The organism is Anabaena sp. CCY 9402-a (assembly GCF_963920945.1).
Taxonomy (GTDB): Bacteria; Cyanobacteriota; Cyanobacteriia; order Cyanobacteriales; family Nostocaceae; genus Trichormus; species Trichormus minutissimus.
In genome coordinates this window covers 39,760-57,121 of the sequence record NZ_CAWUDL010000021.1, presented here as the reverse complement: position 1 = coordinate 57,121, position 17,362 = coordinate 39,760, and the positions used below count along the sequence as shown (strand labels likewise).

Genomic DNA, 17,362 nt, shown 5'->3' with positions numbered 1-17,362 from the left:
GTAGCATCTTTACTTAAATCTCTGTTTTACAGAACACAAAAATCGTCCTTAGGGAGTATTTCTACTCAAAATGTCTGTAAATCCCATCGGCTCGACTTTTCAATGAATCATTCTAAGGTGTTCCAGCCAGAAGTGGATAGATGAAACCATTAATTTATATAGATTTCGGCATTTTTTTTATTTTTTGGGTGATTGTTGCACTCAAAACCACCCCAAAAGTAGGAATAAATACTTAGTGAAAGCCCTGGTTAGAATTAAGTCACAAGTTAAAAGTAAAGAAATAAAAAGTCAGTAGAGCGTTTTAATTAATTTTTCTGACGCGATGGGCTGCGCCCCGCCATAAGCGATCGCATACCATCACAATTTCTCTCCTCCCTTCGGCTAAGGTCTACACTAAAATTGTCTTTAATGCAAGAATTTTGAATTGGAGCGTAAAGGCTGCGCCAATGCTTAACACGTTGCGTCTGTCTTTGCTAGGCAACGCTAGCGCGAACGACACACTTCCGCGTTCGCGCTAGCGTCCCGCAGGGAACGTAGAGAAGCGACTTGACTACAAGTTCATAGTAGTTTTAACCGTTTTGCGTAATTCCCCTTCCGGGAGCGAAGCCTACGGTGTACACACATCTCTATGCTGAGTGCAAAATGTGGTTTTATCCCCCTAAATCCTCCTTCAAAAGGGGGACTTTGATTCTAATTCCCCCTTTTTTAAGGGGGGTTAGGGGGGATCGAAACAATAGGGGATGAGGTGATCAGACTTGTGTGTACACCGTAGGGAGCGAAGCAGGGAGGGGAATTACGCGAGTCAAAAGCGTAGCTTGCTTCCTGTTCGCGGTAGCGTTGCGTATTGATAAAACTCAATGTCAAGGTGCGTTACAGTGAGTTTTAACAGAAACGGTCTAAGCTAAAAATAGTAGCTTTCAAAACAGGTGGAATATATGGAAAATAACAGTAAGCAAGTCTATAACTATACGGTTCTTCTAGAAAAAGAACAAGATGGTGGCTATCACGCTTTTTGTCCTGTTCTCAAGGGCTGTCATTCTCAAGGTGACACTTTTGAAGAAGCTGTTGAGAATATTACAGAAGCTATTGAATTATATCTTGAAAGTTTAATGGCTGAACATCAACCTATCCCTAAAGAAGATTTAATTGTTAAGCCATTAAGCATCTTAATATGAGTAATTTTCCTAGTGTCGAAGCTAAAGATTTTGTTAAAGTAGTTGAAAAATTAGGTTTTTATCTTGATCGTCAAAAGGGTAGCCATGCCATTTACAAGAATGTCCAGGGGAGTCGAGTTGTCGTTCTGATTCATTCTGGAAAAGACCTAAAACAAGGTACTCTAATGGGAATGATTCAAGACATTGGCATTGATAAAGAAACATTTTTTGAGTTGTTACAAAAATAATATGTGAAAGGTAATTCAAGCATAGAACTCATCATCTAGATTGCTCCGATTCTCCACAAATATACAATGGCGATGACCTTCGGTCGGCTGGAAGCCATCGCCTATGGTAAGCTAACGCTAAAACACTTGATGAATTGGTGTGTACAAGCCTCGCTTAGTAGGGGCTAGGGGTGGCGTGCAAGCATCTTAATCCACTGAGGAAAGTTTCCCCTTCACCCAAGCACGAAAAGCACGAGTAGTAGAAACTTCCCCATTCTGTTTAGCTGCTACAACAAACTGGGGAATCTCCCTCACCGACACAGATGCAAAAGTCATGCTCATTTGTACTTCTGAATATTGCCTACCTACAAGCGTATAAATTCTTAATGTACTGCCGTTATAACGCCAAAACTCAGGAACTCCCATCGCTGCATACAACTTCAATTTGTCTATTGCAGAGCGAGAATATTCCACCTCTAGCACCAAATCAGGCGGAGGGTCAGTAGCTAGGTCAATATTTTCTTTATTTCTCACTAAAGCTTCATTTTGGATGTAGTAGCTACTATCTGGCTCTGCCCCCCGTTCTAAATCATCCCGCGTTAAAGTCAGAGAGCCAGAACGTTTAATCTCTAAACCAAATTCTTCACAAAGGACACCAACAAATACCTCTATAAGGCGGTTGGAGTTTTCGTGTGGCATGAGTGGGGACATAATTTCTACTATTCCATTTTCGTAAGCTAGTCGGGAATTGCGCTCTGTTCCCATCTCCAGGAGCATAGTTTTAAAAGTTTGCCAGCTGATGTTGTGGAGTAAAGTTCTAGTTTCTGCTGGTTGTGTTATCGCCACCATAGTTGATTTCTCCCCAGGATATTGGCTGATACCAAGAGTTTGGCATATTTTGCAGTAGTTGGTTTGCTCACCAAAATTGTAGGGTGTGTTACCCGGATTTCTCACCAATTATTGCAACCTCAGTCCAGAGTCCGTAGGGACTCTTTGAGCGAAATAGTCATGAATGATTCGAGCATATCTGTGAACCCGCCCCTACTGTTTGCGAGAAATGCGGGTGTAGGGTGCGTCAGTATGAATAATTTCTGAGTATAGTTAGGTTCTATCGCACTGACGCACCCTACCCAACCATCAATTGCGGATAATTTATTTTTTTGTGTTCCCTAAGAATATAGATGGCACAGCTTTTTGTTTTCAGGGCTATCAAAAAAAATACCACAAAGCTTAAAAGCTTGTGGTTTATCTAGTAGATTGCATTTTCTTCCTGATACCAATTCGCCAAAATCAGCCAACAGATATCAACCCAAAACTTAGATACATCTGACTTTTTTGAATTACGAATTACGAATTACGAATTGGTATTATCGCTTAGGCGTACCCAAACCACGACGCTCAAGCATTTGCCGCACCTGTGGGCTAGGGCTGTAATTATAGCCGTAAGCAGAGTTTTCAGAATCATCCATAACTTGAGGTGTGAGTAATATAATTACCTCTCTGCGTTCATTGGTTCTGTTTGTTCTTCTAAACAGTGAACCAATCAGTGGAAGATCCCCCAAAATAGGAATCTTAGATACACTTGCTCGGTCTTGGTCTTGAATAATGCCTGAGAGAATGAGTGTTTGACCATCTCGCAAGCGAATCAGTCCAGAATTAAGGGAGCGTTCAGATACCAAAAATATTGTTTGACTATTACCTGAAACATTGAGTACAGCAGAAGATTGGGGTGCTTTGACGACAGGAGCTACTGATAAAGAAACAAAACCATTGTCGTCAATCCTATCTAGTTTGACGGCCAAGGTTAAACCTACATCTGTTTTTTCAGCTGTAACTGTTTGTGTAGAAGTACCATCACCGCGAGTAGTTTCGCTCGTGATGTTTCCTACTACTTCCTGAGTTAGTTTGACATTAGCTGTTTGACCTTCTTGCACAATTAAAGTTGGGTCAGTCAAAATCTTGGCGTTACCATTTGTAACTTGTGCTTGCAAACTAGCAAGAAGACGCTTAGGAAACTGGTAGATAGTGGGCAAACTATATGTGTATTGAGCAGGAGTACCACCAGTCACCTGACGACTAAATTGAGTTGGTTCACCAGTAACAGGATCAAATTGAGTTGGTACAGCTGTAACTGTTCCTGGAGTTGCTTCAGTAAATGCTGTAAGTCCTGGTTGTGTTGGATTAGTGTTTACGCCAGCACTAGGTACTCCTATATTTGGATTGTTAGGATCTAGGAAAATATTAGTATTACTAAGTGGATTAGTTGTTGTAGGTGTACTAGTTACACTATTTCTTGCTTCCGTACTAGTAGCTGGCCTAGAACCACCAAAATTCAGAGATGCTGCACCACTATCCGTAGAGAAGTAATTATTACCAATACCAAAGGAAACGCTGGCGTTGTAGTCTTGATTTCCTGTCAGGTTAACATCGATAATCTTGACATTAACTACCGCTTGACGACGACGAATATCAAGCTGAGTTAATTGATTCATCGCCATCTCAACTAACCTAGGGGGGCCAATTAAGGTCAGCGCATTGGTACGCTCATCACCTAATGCTTGTAAACCTCGAAGTAATGGACTAGAGTCTTTAAAATCAATCCTTTGAGTTTCTACTCTAGTTTCTGTCGTCGTCTGCGTTTGGGTAATAGGAGCAACTCCAGTACCAACAGGTACAGCATTTACGTTAGTTACTTGGCGTTCCCTACTGACGGCAGTTTCAGCTCCCAAGCCAACCAAAAAGTTTAAAGCAACCCCGACATTTACCTGATTGAGCCTCAAGCTACGCATAATCACATCACGCGTTGAGTTAGGTAGTTTCGGCCCAACAAAAATAGTCCTATTGCTGCGGTTAGCTTCTAAACCACTCAGACGCAAGACATAGTTAAACACATCTTGCACAGGCTCATTTTCTATATCTAAAGAGATTGTTTGAGATATTCCTTGCCCTCCGGGTGCAGCTTTACTATCACCATCACCGATATAAGCCAAGTTGAGATTAGCAGCACGAGCCAGCAGCGATAAAACCTCACGGACTGGTGCATCCCGCAAGACTAAACGAGGTACACGTTCCTGTGTACCTAAATCTATGGTGCTAGGGGACGCATCGGTAGCAGAAATCGCAATATCCCCGACTGGCGGGGCGACGGCTCTGGGTAAGAATGGCGGGGCTTGGCTGACAGGTTGACCGACACCAGCAGGTTGTGCTGGTTTACCATCAATTGTGATTTCCGGGTTAGGTACAAGCACATTTGGAACTGCACCTGGTTGAGCAACCATAGCCCCAGGAGGTGGAGTAGTCGCAGGTGGTGTAGGGGTAATTGGTGCTGATGCTGTAGTCCCTGTTGATGGAGTATAGCCGAGGGTAATTGCATCTGATTTCCTGACTACAGGTTGACCACCAGGGGCATCATTATCACCAGTCACTATCACCCGGATACTATTAGCATCAAGTTGCACAACTTCAACAGAAGCAATTCCCGCCGCCGGTTTTTCTTGGCGGAAATTATTCCCTTGCTTTAAACGCAGTTGGGTGTTGATAATATCTGAAACTAAAGCCTTACCTCGTTTCGTCGTAAAAACTTGTGGACGCGAGCCGGCAGAAGTTTTGAGAGTCACGCTAACGCCCCCATTAACGGGAGCTAACTTGACTTCACTAACTTGTGTAATTTGTGCTAATACTGGTTGTGCTGCCAGAAAAGATAAAGCAGCCGTACCCAAAATAAAATTATTACCGTGAAACTGTTTCACAGTTCATTCCTCACTTAATAAGCAATTCAAAATTGAAAAATAGAGTATAGGTTGGGTTAAGATCCCCCCAAACCCCCTTAATAAAAGGGGCTTCTAAGACTCTTAAAAAGGGGGACTTCTAACCTTCTTTAAAGGGGCTTCTAACCCTCTTTTACCCACTTTTTAAGGGGGTCGCCGCAGGCGGGGGGATCTTAACCCAAACTAAAAGCCCGTAGCCTCTAACTACTTCTTAGTTGCCGCTTTAGCCGCAGCAGCTGCATCTTCTGAATTAAGCGGCATTAATGCTTGTAATTGGAAAGATGTAGTAATTGGTGCAGCCCCTACCCTCCGTAGAGGTTTGCCAGATGGATCTGTAGCTTGTATATTTGCTAATGCTGATTGATAGTCTTTAACTATTAGTAATGGCTGTAAACGCTCTATATTCCGAATAATAGATTGGGTTTGTTCATAAGTACCAACGATTTCGACATTAATGCTACTGCGTTTGAGCTTGCCGTTGACGGATGCTCCCAGGGAACTATCGGTAACAATTTCTGGTTTATCTGTAGTTGGTACAAACTTTTGTAGTTTGGCTCTCACTGCATTTAGGGGAGTTGGAGAACTACCAGACTCTACTAAACGATTTATATCTAACAGTAAGGTATCTAAGGTTTTCTCGTCAGAAAATAAAGCTAAAACCTGTTGTTTTTGCTGTTTTGCTTGGGCTAGCTCTTCTTTAACCTTACCAATCTGTTTGATAGTAGCCTGCTTTTGCTGGATTTGTCCTTGGAGTTCGTCATTTTGTCCTTGCTTTTGCTGATAGCTGTCCCAAGCGGGCATTAGCATATTGAGCAGCATATACATAGCTCCTGCCAGACCTACGACCCCCACCAAAATACCAATGATTTTGGGTGTAAAGCTGATACCAAAAACAACAGGGTAAGTTGGCTCTGAATCTAGCTCTCCAGCGTGTTCGGCAAAATTTAAATCTTCACTCAGCGTCATCGTGTAATGACTCCTGTTTGTTGCATACTGCGAATTCGGGTTACTAGTCCCACTGTGCCTTTTTGCTCTAATTCCCGAATCAATTCCGAAGCTGGAACATCACTGAGGCTCGATTGAATCGTATATTTGACTACTTGGGGTGGTTTAATTGTTACACCATTTCTAGCTGTTGCTTGTACTGGTGCATCTACTAAAGTAGCTGTAATAATCCTGCTTGCGGAAGACTTTAAGAACCGCGACTGTTGCAGACTTAATAAAAAGTCGTTCACATTGTCAAAAGAGCGAGCCAATCCGGTGATTTCTATTCCACCTGCGGGATTAGGAGAAGGTTGTCCTTCTACTGCGGCGGCTGGGGGAATTTGCCTGACATTTTCAATTTGCACTGTCGCGGGGATGCGATCGCGCAAATCTTCTAACATGGCTGACCAAGGTCGAATTTGGTCAAAGACGGTAACTAGACTTTGGGTTTCCGCTTTAACGGCGGATGTCTGTGCCTTGATTTGGTTAATATTGCTGATTTCTGCGTCTAATTTTTTACTTTGTTCTTCTAGTTGGGCGATCGCTTGTTCTAGCTCACTAGTTTTAGCTTGCAAAAACCACAACCCAGCACCTACCAAAACAGGACAACCTAGACCCAGAACCACCCCTATATACACTGGTGTTAAATTTCCAGTTGGCAGTTTAATTCCTGATTTTTTATCAAGTTTGGGCTGGTAGGCTGGACGATCCTTAAGAAAGTTAATATCTAAACTGTACATTTTATTACACCTCCCGCATTCCTAAACCAAGGATTATGCCTAAACCAGAACGCTGTGTTGCGGGGTAATTTCCTTGATCAACTTGCAACGACAAAGACCCAATAGGATCTATTTGGCTAGTAGGTATACTTAGTCTTTGTGTAAAGAATTCATCTAACTGTTGTAATCCACCTCCAGGGCCAGCTAAGAAAATCTGTGCTACCTCTAAGTTTTCACTTTGATTTAAGTAAAAATCTATAGAGCGGCGTAGCTCATCAGTGAGTTCTCCCAAGATTCGCAACACCCCAGCCATCCCTGGGTCAGCTTCTGTCACCCCAGTTTTATCACCGTCTATGGGAGTTAATGGAATTTTCATTTCATATAACAGTTCCATATCCCGTGATGTAGGTAGGCTCATGGCTCTAGCTAAAGCCATTTGCATTTGGTATGTACCAATAGGCACAGTCCGGGAAAATTGGGGTATACCGTTTACGACGATCGCTATTTCTGTACTGTCGAACTCGATGTCAACCAAAACGGCTGCTTCTTGTGGACTTAATTCTCGCAAATGGCGATCGCGAATTGTCCGAATCAGTGCAAAACTGTTAATCTCTAAAACATTAATTTGCAATCCTGCCTGCTCAAAGGTACGAATATATGTATCTGTCACCTCCTTACGAGTAGCAACTAATAACACCTGTACCTTTTCAATACCGTCCTCATCTACAAAGTACCCAAGTTTTTGATAATCTACGTCAGCCTCCTCACGGGGATAGGGTAAATACAACCCTGCTTCGTGGTTCAACACCATATCCCGGAGTTCCCGATCGTCCAACTCTGCTGGTACAGGAATAATCCGTACAATCGAATCACGTCCTGGGACACCAGTCGCCACACGAGAAGTCTTGATTTTACTTTCAGCTAAGGCCTGTTGAATCAATTGCGCCATTGCTGGGGGGTCAGTAATTTGACCATCACTAACAATTCCTTCTGGAACTGGTACTGATGTGAAAGATTCGATTTTCAAACCCTGGCGTTGCTTGCGTAGTTGGACTACATTCACTCGTTCCGGTGCTATTTCAACACCCACCCCTCTATGAGATTTGCCAAACAGACTACTAAAACTTTTCACCACAGTAATGCCCGCCAAACTGTAAAATTGAAACTTTGCTTCACACTTAAGTAGTCATTAGTCAATGGTCAACGTTTATTAGTCACGTCGGCTATAAACTTTTGACCAAACTTAGAAATACACCTAGCTTTTTTTACCCACCCTAAATTACTCAGGACATTGAATCAACGCCGCGCTACCGCTAAACACCACTCACAACTGTTCCTTTTAAGTCTATAATCTCGACAATTCTGCATAAGCTTTTGAACCTAATCAAGCGTAAAAATACTGGTAAAATGATTCAAGTACAAAAATTTAAACAACTAGTCGCTCTGGTAATGTTAGGATTACTGACTAGTTGGGTTGTCAGTTGCAGCACCGGAAAAACTAATACAAATACTCAACAAGCTGCTTCTGGAACAGCAAATATTGAGTTTTGGACTATGCAACTCCAACCTCAATTTACAAACTACTTCCAAAGCCTAATTAACAACTTTGAGTCACAAAATCCAGGTATAAAGGTAAACTGGGTTGATGTCCCTTGGGCGGCGATGGAGAACAAAATCTTAACAGCTGTCTCCGCAAAAACGCCACCTGATGTTGTTAACCTCAATCCAGACTTTGCTGCTCAATTAGCAGGTCGAAATGCCTGGTTAGATTTGGATGCAAAAATCCCACAGGAAGCCCGTTCCTCCTATCTTCCGAATATTTGGAAAGCCAGCACACTCAATGGTAAAAGTTTTGGAATTCCCTGGTATCTCACCACAAGGTTAACCATTTATAACACCGATTTATTAAAACAGGCAGGTATTAATAAACCACCCACTACTTACGCAGAATTAGCACAAGAAGCGCAACAAATTAAAGATAAGACGGGGAAATACGCCTTTTTTGTGACTTTTGTCCCGCAGGATTCCGGTGAAGTGCTGCAATCATTGGTGCAGATGGGAGTCGCCCTAGTAGACGCTGAGGGAAAAGCAGCTTTTAACACGCCTCAAGGTAAAGCAGCGTTTCAGTATTGGGTAGAACTTTATAAAAAAGGGTTATTACCAAAAGAAGCACTGACACAAGGACATCGCCACGCCATTGATTTATACCAATCTGGTGAGACAGCTTTCTTGGCTTCCGGGCCAGAGTTTCTCAAAACTATCGCCAACAATGCACCTAAAATTGCTCAAGCTTCAGCAATTTCTCCCCAACTTACTGGTGACACAGGCAAAAAAAATGTCGCTGTGATGAATATTGTGATTCCCCGCGATACAAAACAACCAGATGCGGCGGTGAAATTTGGTTTATTCCTCACTAATGATGAGAATCAATTAGCCTTTGCCAAAGCGGCGAATGTTCTACCATCGACAACTAAAGCACTAGCTGATAGTTACTTTAAAGATATTCCAGCTAATGCTTCCACAGTAGAAAAAGCCAGAGTTGTCAGCGCACAACAACTGCAACAAGCAGAAATTTTAACTCCAGGATTGAAAGATATTAAAAAGCTGCAAAAAGCGATTTACGAAAACTTACAAGCAGCAATGTTAGGAGAAAAAACTGTAGATAAAGCAGTAGAAGATGCGGCACAAGAATGGAATAATCGTTAGGGACTAAGGACTAAGAATTTTAGATTGTGGATTTTAGATTGAATAATTTAAAATCCACAATTGCAAATCCACTCATTGAAAAGCTGGGAACTGGGGAGTTACAACAGTGAACAGTCATTAAGCAACTGATGACTGTTCACTGTTGATCAATTACGAATTACGTAAAGCCTGCGGCATAGCTGCGTTTAGAGGCTGTTTGAAAAGTTTTATCAGGTATCCTTTGTCATTCTGAGTGGAGCTTTGCGGAAGGAAGAATCCGCGTTTTCACCGTTATACTGGGATGCTTCCTTCGTCAGCATGACATAAAAGGGGACTTTTCAAACACCCTCTTAGAGCGGAGCGGGGCGTTAGCCCATTACGAATTACGAATTACGAATTACGAATTACGAATTAATTTTAGATTGTCGAATAGGAATTTGAATGACAAATGTTGCGCCTCCTCCTGGTGTTGAATGGCATTTCAATTTACCACCATGCAATTCAATAATAATTCGGTAGCTAATAGATAAACCCAAGCCTGTGCCTTTACCAACATCTTTGGTTGTAAAAAATGGGTCAAATAATTTTGTCTGTACTTGCTCGTCAATTCCTAGACCATTATCAGCAATACTAATTTCTACCCAATCATGATCAATTACTTTAGTACAAATATCAATTTTAGGATTTAGTAAATCTTGATTCTGCTTTTGTTTATGCTTGATCACTTTCTCGTCTAAAGCATCAGTTGCATTAGCCAGGATATTCATAAACACTTGATTAAGTTGTCCAGCATAACATTCTACTAATGGTAATTTTCCATAGTTACGAATAATTTTAATACCATATAAATTATCAGGTGATGGTTTGAGACGGTTATTTAAAATTACTAATGTGCTATCAATACCATCATGAATATTGACTGCTTTAAATTCGGCTTCATCTAGGCGGGAAAATGTCCGCAGTGATTTAACAATATCACAAATGCGTTCTGCACCTCCTGTCATAGATTGGAAAAGTTTTTCCGAATCTTCCTTGAGAAAGTCAAGTTCAATTTCTCGGATTTTTTGTTTAATTGCAGCTACTGGTTTAGGGTAATACTTCTGATAAATTTCTACTAAACTTAGCAAATCTTGAAAATAATTGTTAGCATGATTCAAATTACCGTAAATAAAACTGACTGGGTTATTAATTTCGTGAGCAATCCCTGCAACTAAAACTCCAAGAGCAGACATTTTCTCAGATGCCACTAGTTTGAGTTGTAAAGCTTTGAGATTACCAAGAGTAGTTTCTAGTTCTTTACTCCGATTTTCTAAAGCAGTTTGTGATTCTTCCAGCTCTCGAATGACATTTTTGAGGACTGCTTCTCTCAATTCACTAGCATTCTCCAATTGCTCACGATCAACTTCAGAACGCTCTAGTTTTTTTTTGAGAATCCGCACAGTTTTTTCTAATTCCTTGAGTCTGCTCTCGTAGTCTATATCTTGCATAACCCTTTATTTTGTTCCTAGCAGCAGGGTAACAAACGTCTCTTGGTGATAGTAAGTTGAACCCTGTGCTTCTAGGGGTGCAAATTCACCGTAGGTATAGAATCCACATATGGGTATTGCTTTGGCGAGTTCTGTTTTGACAAATTGATATTCTTCTTTAGCTTTTGTGCCTAATAGCCAACGACGACAACAACAGGAGAATAGTAAGATGGCATCTGGTTCAGTTCCAGGATACCGTTCCAAGGCAGTCTGAAGTGAAGTCTTAACGCTATGAAGAATTTCATCGCGATTGAAGTCTGTCATCTGAACTATGGCTTGTTCTGGTACATCCCCCAAAAAATTGATACTGCCAGTTTGCAGATCACAGGTATTAGGGACTCGCATATAATAGCGATCGCTATCTCCTTCATACACTGCTAAAGGATTTTCCGCTGTTGGGTGGCGATCGCCTAAATATCGCTGATAAAATTCTAGTGCTGATACACCATCAATTTCATAAAGGACTGTTCCCTGAGCTTTCGTAACAATACTCTTACGTCCAATTGGTTTCCAGCCGCAGCCAGTACCATATGACAATAGAATATCTCCAGAAAAAATCAGAATGGGTAAAGCATCTGTCAAAACTTCGTTGCGGAAAAATTGATAAGTAGTTTGAAATCTAAATTGATCTCCGGCTGTCCCACCTAAAATTGGTGTCTGAGAACCTAAAGCTAACTTCAATCCTTCGAGAATTAACCCCCCATTGGTAGTTGAACCATCTACTAGATAACTAGCTGGTAAAGGTATACATAATTTAGCAGATGTTTTGCAGTTCTCAGTTGCTTGATGCACAGCTTGGTGAGCCGCAGTTAAGGGGTTTTCTTTGACTCCATATCCGACACCAGCACGAATTTCTACAGTATCAGAGCAAAAAAGCATTAGTGTCAAAGAATCTTGCTGAAACCCTAAAATTGAAGATATCTCACCATCTGTAGTACAACCAATTAAGTCAATTCCTGGAAATACTTGGTTAATTTCTTTCAGAATCAAAGCATGATCAAAATCAATAGCTGCAAATAAAATACCCGCCTTGGGTGGAATGTCTACTAGATTACTTAAATCACTAACACATTGTTCTAAAACTTCTTCAATTGCTCCTTGAGCATCAGGATCATCACTATGTCCAAGAATAACTTTTAGCATTTCTTTATCCCCTTAATTAACCAAGAATTAATTTATTTGTCTCCTACCGTCAAGGTGGAATTTATGGTTACATCAAACCAATTTCATCTAATTTCTTCAAAAACTTACTCGGCAAAAGTATTCACTTCTCCGTTTTTATACTTATTTGCATCATTATCTTTATCGAATTATTAGATAAATGCTGTAGTTGTCTAGATATTTCTTATTCAGTGTTTATGCAGATTCAAAGCCTATTTTACTTCTGACTTATGATTTACACATTCTGTTGTACGGCTTGCTATAGTAGTCCGATTTTCTTTTTTAAAGATACTTATTAGGGTAGTTTCTGCCCATTAAAAACCACCCTAAATTACTACATTACTTAAAAGTTTATACATATGATTCAGGATTTCTATATGTAGGTAAACAGGTTGATCAATCAACATACTTATGAGCCAAACCTAACTTTGGAATTTCTACTACTAAATTCAGATTTCCCAAAAATCAGGAGAGATGAACAGGGCTGATACAAATTTTTAATAAAGCTTGGGAGTAGGAAGTGGTGAGTGGAGAGTTAGGAGGGGGAGATATTTATTAATTATTCATTAGAGTCAAGAACCCTATCTTCCTTAAGAAAGCGAGGTTCTGAAGGTTCTGACTAGAGAAGTTATATTTTACCTAAAAAATTTCCTACTAAATAAAGAGAACCGCACAAAACCACTAAACTATCTGATGTAGAAATGGCTGCTGTTAGTGATGATATTAAATCTGGATAAGCTTGACAAAGTTGTAAATCTGGGCAAATATCACAAGCTATTTTTGCTAATTCTATGGGATTGGCTGAATTATTATCTGGTACTGGTACTAAATATAATCTGTCATTCGGTTTTAATAAAACTTTAAAAATATCGGCATGGTCTTTAGTAGATAGCATCCCCATCACCCAAGTTAGATTTTGAGTATTGAAAGTATCTACATAATTACGTAAAACCTGAGCGGCGGCTGGATTATGTGCGCCATCAATTAATAACTTGTGTTGATGCCAATTAACCCATTGCATCCGCCCTGGCCATTTAGTTTTAGCCATACCGTTGATAATTGCTTTCTCAGAAATCTGCCAACCTTTTTGTTGCAGTATTTCTAAAGTAGCTAAAGCCAAGGCGGAATTATTTAACTGAATTTGCCCCTGTAAAGGTAAAGGATATTTAATTAATTTTGAATGGTGAATTGATTGATACTCCGCCCATCCTGGAGTTATCTGTTGGGCAGGTTGTGGCGTAATTAATGGACATTGTAATTCTTGAGCGAGCGATCGCACAACTTGTTGAGCATCCGATGGTAATGTCCCAACTACAGCCGGACATCCAGGCTTAAGAATACCCGCTTTTTCTCTAGCAATTTCAGCCACAGTAGAACCTAGTTGCTGCCAATGTTCCCGGCTAATGGAGGTAATCACCGTCACAAGCGGCTCAGATATCACATTAGTCGCATCCAAGCGTCCCCCCAGTCCCACCTCTATCACGGCTATGTCAACTTGCTGCTGGGCAAAATACAACCAAGCTGCGGCGGTAATGATTTCAAATTGAGTCGGGGAATCATCCGAGTTAATAGCGGACTTAACTTGTAGCAATAATTCGCAAAACTTCTCAGCAGAAATTTGCTGCTCATTCAGACAGATACGTTCTGTCCAATTCACTAGATGGGGAGAAGTGTAGCGTCCTGTACGATAACCTGCTTGAGTCAGCACAGAGGACAAATAAGCGCAGACAGAACCTTTGCCATTTGTCCCCGCAACATGAATCACACTGACTTGGTGATGAGGGTTGCCCAAATTAGCTAAGAGTCCGTTAATGCGCGAAAGTCCCAGGTTAACGCCAAAATGTTGAAATGATTGCAGTAGAGAATCTATATTCACGATGAGGATATTGGCTGAAAATACTTTGGCATTATTAAATACTCTTGATGGATAGAGTTGAGAATAAACACTTACAAGTATCAAACATAAGCTAGGGTTGGTAGGGTGCGTCAGTACGAATAACTTCTGGGTATAGTTAAGTTTTCTCAAACTGACGCACCCTACATTTTGGATATTTTTTTATCTGGAAGTACCTTATCTCGCGCCTACAAACAACCCCGAAAATGCAACAAAAGCCTAACCTTCTGTTTCATCTGTGAGTAAACTAGTAGGATCAATCCCTTGCGATTGTAAATAAGCTATTAAGCGTTCTTTTTGCAGGCGTTCCTGTTCAGCTAGTTCCTGGGCTTGTTGCGCACGCTGTCGTTCCTGTTCTACCATCTCTACAGCCCAAGGTAACAAATTACCCGATTCATCCCACCATCGCAACCAATAACCAGTTCTCCCCTCTTTCGTCCCACGCCAAGTTCCTAAAAATAATCCCATAGTTGCTATCCAATGGCGACCATTCTCATCTGGTTGCTTTAACTCATAGCGTCCATTTTCTAGTTGATGAAACTCCAACAATCCACCATCTGGATCAAAAATGATGTAAATGGGAACTTGTAAAATTTGTTCGTAGAAAAACCACTTCCCCGGCGGGTAGGTGCGCTTTGATGAATACTCTTCCCCTTCGGTCTGGGATAAAAATTCCATGACTATCGCCGGGATTTCTCCTTCTAAGTAAGGAGTATAGCTGGTGCGATCGCCCACCATTTGATTTACACGGGGAATGTACACCCAATCTGGTGCTTTAGCAATAAATTGCCCATTGACTGTGGCACAAATCGCAAAATTCGATGCGATTAACATTTGCTCTTGGATGAACCCACTAATTTCTAAGCTTTCACGCAAAGCACCAGCCAAGATTGGCTGACCTGTATTTTCCACTGGTTCATCCTCTAGCTGAAAATCATCAGGCAATGGTTGCCAACAAATATCTAGTGGCGTGATTTGGGCTACCATAAGCTAGGTTTTTGCAGTTTCTTTATATTGTATCACTCAATTGGTACAGCTAATCCAGTATTTCTAAGTACAACGAGTAAAACCAGTCCCCAGCTTTTCAATGAGTGGATTTTAGATTATTCAATCCAAATCTAAAATCTAAAATTTCCAGTACCCAAAATCAACAAAACCGACTGTTTCCGTAAAGATAACAGTCGGTTAAATTATTAATCTTAAACTAGAGTTTAGGCTTCTCTATTCAAAAAGTTTTGAACTTGTCTGATAGCCGCAGCACCAATATTAAATGCAGCCCAACCAGCAGCAACAGCAACTGGTGCTAAAACAATCACTACACGAAAATCAACATCCATTTCTAGTACCCCTCTATCAAGTAGAAATTAAAGTTTTGTCAACTACTCTCATTTTTATTTTTAGCTGAAGTGGGCAATTTTGCTAGCTACTTTTGTAAAGAAAGTTTAAGTAGTTAGTCAAAAGTCAATGGGAATTGGACATTAGGAATGGGATTTTCCTTCACCCCTACACCTCTAAACCCTTACGAATTAAACCCAATATCCGTTCCCTTACCAGCGTGTACTAAGGCTAACTTTTTGTAACGTTCGGCGTGTTCGATAAGTTCTGCGGCTTCGGCTGGTGTAACTGGACGTAAAACTTTGCCGGGAATGCCCACAACTAGAGATAAGGGGGGTATATTCTTGGTTACTACTGCACCAGCACCAATGATGCTACCAGATCCTACTCTGACTCCATCTAAAACCACTGCGCCGATGCCAATTAAACTGCCGCGTTCAATGTGGGCAGAATGGACTACAGCACGATGTCCTATAGTCACATGATCTTCTAAAATTGTGGGCAAACCAGGATCACCGTGTAAAATAGCCCCGTCTTGAATATTTGTGCATTCGCCAATGTCAATGCGTTCTACATCCGCCCTCACTACTGCTCCATACCAGATGCTGACTCCGGTTGCTATGTTGACCGAACCCATAACAACCGCATTGGATGCAATGAAGGCGGCTTGAGAAAAATCGGGAGAAGGCCAGTAAGAAGAGATAGACACGATAGAATAGGAATATGGTACCCAGGAACACTGGAGAAACTCCATCCTGAGAGCCTGGTTGCAAAACCAGAATATCACAGCGTCAATCCTCCAAGTGGAGGAAGACAAAAGTGAAAATTGTTCTTGCTTCACATTGTTCATGTGCGGCAGTGAATAAAACTCTCGGATTGGTAGAGCCGAAGTGTAAAATCCAACCCTCTGGTGCTGGTGAAGACGAAACTATGTTTGTACGCACTTCATGATGAATCCAGGCTTGCAGTACCCTATGTTTGGGGCTGACATACAGTGTCCCCATTGTCGCCAAACAATCCCGGCACTGACACTAACTGATACCTATTTATGCCCCCGTCATGGCGCATTTGAAGCTAATCCCAAAACTGGAGAGTTAGTTCATCTACAGTCTGGGCGACATTGGCGGAGGTGGAACAATGAGTGGTATAGACAGCACACTCATCCTGATGGCATTCGCTTTGAAATCCACGAAGCCTTAGATAAGTTATACACCCAAGGCTATCGAGCAACACGAGTGATCATCGCCAGACGTTATCAGGAGTTGATGAGTGGCTATCTAGAACGCAGCACACCTTGGCGTTCTGGACAGCAGGAAACATCATCTGCAAGATTATACGGCTTACCTGTCGAATTTAGTCCCGAAACAGCCGAAGATGATTGCTGGGAAGTGATTAATTTCGATTTAGATAAAGAACCGGGTGTTCCCGTGCGCTACCCTTATTTCAGATTGTTTGAGTAATGGTTATTGGTCATTAGTCATCCGTCAATTAACTAATGACCAATGACTAAGGCATTCCGCAATAATAAGTTACCTGTTTGAATCGCTGAAATGCCTGTAAATCAAGGATGATATTCTGCTTTTTTATTTAAAATTATTAACATCGCCTAAAACGGGACGCATAAATGATCGCTCATAACTAATAATGCACTTTGTTTGGCGCGCAAATTCATACGCTTCGTGACAAGCTGGATCATGCTGGGAATCTATCCGGTATCGCTCGTATGCCGCAAGGCTAGGAAAACTGAACAGAGCTAGGGCAATATTATTAGCTCCTTCATGTGGAAGAAAATAGCCGTGATGCTTTCCACCGAATTTTTCCACCAACGGAATCCACATAAGTCCGTATGCTTCAAAATCCGAAATTTTATCGGGGTCGATAACGTAACGCAAATAGCAAGTAATCATATC

General features: G+C 41.3%; 16 protein-coding genes. 4 read left to right on the top strand and 12 right to left on the bottom strand.

The window, feature by feature from the left end; translation table 11 throughout:
* Positions 1-935 precede the first annotated feature (935 nt).
* Positions 936-1,175, top strand: coding sequence for a type II toxin-antitoxin system HicB family antitoxin (locus ACM0OR_RS10155; RefSeq protein WP_414576125.1), 240 nt, complete (start codon positions 936-938; stop codon positions 1,173-1,175).
* On the top strand, positions 1,172-1,402 hold the full coding sequence (locus tag ACM0OR_RS10150; RefSeq protein ID WP_414576124.1) for a type II toxin-antitoxin system HicA family toxin: 231 nt from the start codon (positions 1,172-1,174) through the stop codon (positions 1,400-1,402). Before ACM0OR_RS10155 ends, ACM0OR_RS10150 begins: the two co-directional genes overlap by 4 nt.
* 186 nt (positions 1,403-1,588) lie before the next feature.
* Here ACM0OR_RS10150 and ACM0OR_RS10145 read toward each other — a convergent pair whose 3' ends face one another.
* The 5 genes from ACM0OR_RS10145 to pilM form a co-directional block, all read right to left on the bottom strand.
* The gene (locus ACM0OR_RS10145) at positions 1,589-2,230 is read right to left on the bottom strand and encodes a Uma2 family endonuclease (RefSeq protein ID WP_414576123.1); all 642 of its coding nucleotides are present in this window, start codon (positions 2,228-2,230) and stop codon (positions 1,589-1,591) included.
* Positions 2,231-2,748: 518 nt separating this feature from the next.
* Positions 2,749-5,130: an AMIN domain-containing protein gene (locus ACM0OR_RS10140; RefSeq protein ID WP_414576122.1), complete on the bottom strand. Its 2,382-nt coding sequence runs from the start codon at positions 5,128-5,130 to the stop codon at positions 2,749-2,751.
* A 222-nt stretch (positions 5,131-5,352) separates the two neighbouring features.
* Entirely contained in the window at positions 5,353-6,114 is a 762-nt protein-coding gene (locus ACM0OR_RS10135) for a pilus assembly protein PilO (protein ID WP_323265431.1), read from the bottom strand.
* Entirely contained in the window at positions 6,111-6,872 is a 762-nt protein-coding gene (locus tag ACM0OR_RS10130) for a PilN domain-containing protein (protein ID WP_414576121.1), read from the bottom strand. Before ACM0OR_RS10130 ends, ACM0OR_RS10135 begins: the two co-directional genes overlap by 4 nt.
* Positions 6,873-6,876: 4 nt before the next feature.
* A complete protein-coding gene (pilM, locus tag ACM0OR_RS10125; RefSeq protein ID WP_414576120.1) occupies positions 6,877-7,986 on the bottom strand; it encodes a type IV pilus assembly protein PilM in 1,110 nt (369 codons plus the stop codon).
* Positions 7,987-8,258: 272 nt separating this feature from the next.
* Here pilM and ACM0OR_RS10120 point away from each other — a divergent pair, with 272 nt between their 5' ends.
* Complete coding sequence (locus tag ACM0OR_RS10120; RefSeq protein ID WP_414576146.1) at positions 8,259-9,557, top strand: ABC transporter substrate-binding protein; 1,299 nt, start codon at positions 8,259-8,261, stop codon at positions 9,555-9,557.
* Positions 9,558-9,940: 383 nt separating this feature from the next.
* Here the strand turns inward: ACM0OR_RS10120 and ACM0OR_RS10115 are convergent, their stop codons facing one another.
* The 6 genes from ACM0OR_RS10115 to ACM0OR_RS10090 all read right to left on the bottom strand — a co-directional run bounded on the left by ACM0OR_RS10115 (position 9,941) and on the right by ACM0OR_RS10090 (position 16,161).
* On the bottom strand, positions 9,941-11,023 hold the full coding sequence (locus ACM0OR_RS10115; RefSeq protein ID WP_414576119.1) for a sensor histidine kinase: 1,083 nt from the start codon (positions 11,021-11,023) through the stop codon (positions 9,941-9,943).
* Positions 11,024-11,029: 6 nt separating this feature from the next.
* Entirely contained in the window at positions 11,030-12,205 is a 1,176-nt protein-coding gene (locus tag ACM0OR_RS10110) for an FIST signal transduction protein (RefSeq protein ID WP_414576118.1), read from the bottom strand.
* 646 nt (positions 12,206-12,851) lie between these two features.
* Positions 12,852-14,099 carry a bifunctional folylpolyglutamate synthase/dihydrofolate synthase gene (locus tag ACM0OR_RS10105; protein ID WP_414576117.1) on the bottom strand — a complete coding sequence of 416 codons (1,248 nt, stop codon included), beginning with the start codon at positions 14,097-14,099 and terminating at the stop codon, positions 12,852-12,854.
* A gap of 237 nt (positions 14,100-14,336) precedes the next feature.
* On the bottom strand, positions 14,337-15,104 hold the full coding sequence (locus ACM0OR_RS10100) for a Uma2 family endonuclease (RefSeq protein ID WP_414576116.1): 768 nt from the start codon (positions 15,102-15,104) through the stop codon (positions 14,337-14,339).
* Between the two features lie 224 nt (positions 15,105-15,328).
* The gene (locus tag ACM0OR_RS10095) at positions 15,329-15,454 is read right to left on the bottom strand and encodes a photosystem II protein Y (protein WP_414576115.1); all 126 of its coding nucleotides are present in this window, start codon (positions 15,452-15,454) and stop codon (positions 15,329-15,331) included.
* Positions 15,455-15,636: 182 nt separating this feature from the next.
* Complete coding sequence (locus ACM0OR_RS10090; protein WP_414576114.1) at positions 15,637-16,161, bottom strand: gamma carbonic anhydrase family protein; 525 nt, start codon at positions 16,159-16,161, stop codon at positions 15,637-15,639.
* Positions 16,162-16,399: 238 nt separating this feature from the next.
* Between ACM0OR_RS10090 and ACM0OR_RS10085 the strand changes: the two genes are divergently transcribed.
* Positions 16,400-16,912 carry a TIGR02652 family protein gene (locus ACM0OR_RS10085; protein WP_190699780.1) on the top strand — a complete coding sequence of 171 codons (513 nt, stop codon included), beginning with the start codon at positions 16,400-16,402 and terminating at the stop codon, positions 16,910-16,912.
* 123 nt (positions 16,913-17,035) lie between these two features.
* Here ACM0OR_RS10085 and ACM0OR_RS10080 read toward each other — a convergent pair whose 3' ends face one another.
* Positions 17,036-17,359 (bottom strand): NIPSNAP family protein, encoded by a 324-nt coding sequence (locus ACM0OR_RS10080; protein WP_414576113.1) that lies wholly within the window; start codon positions 17,357-17,359, stop codon positions 17,036-17,038.
* Between the last annotated feature and the right edge of the window lie 3 nt (positions 17,360-17,362).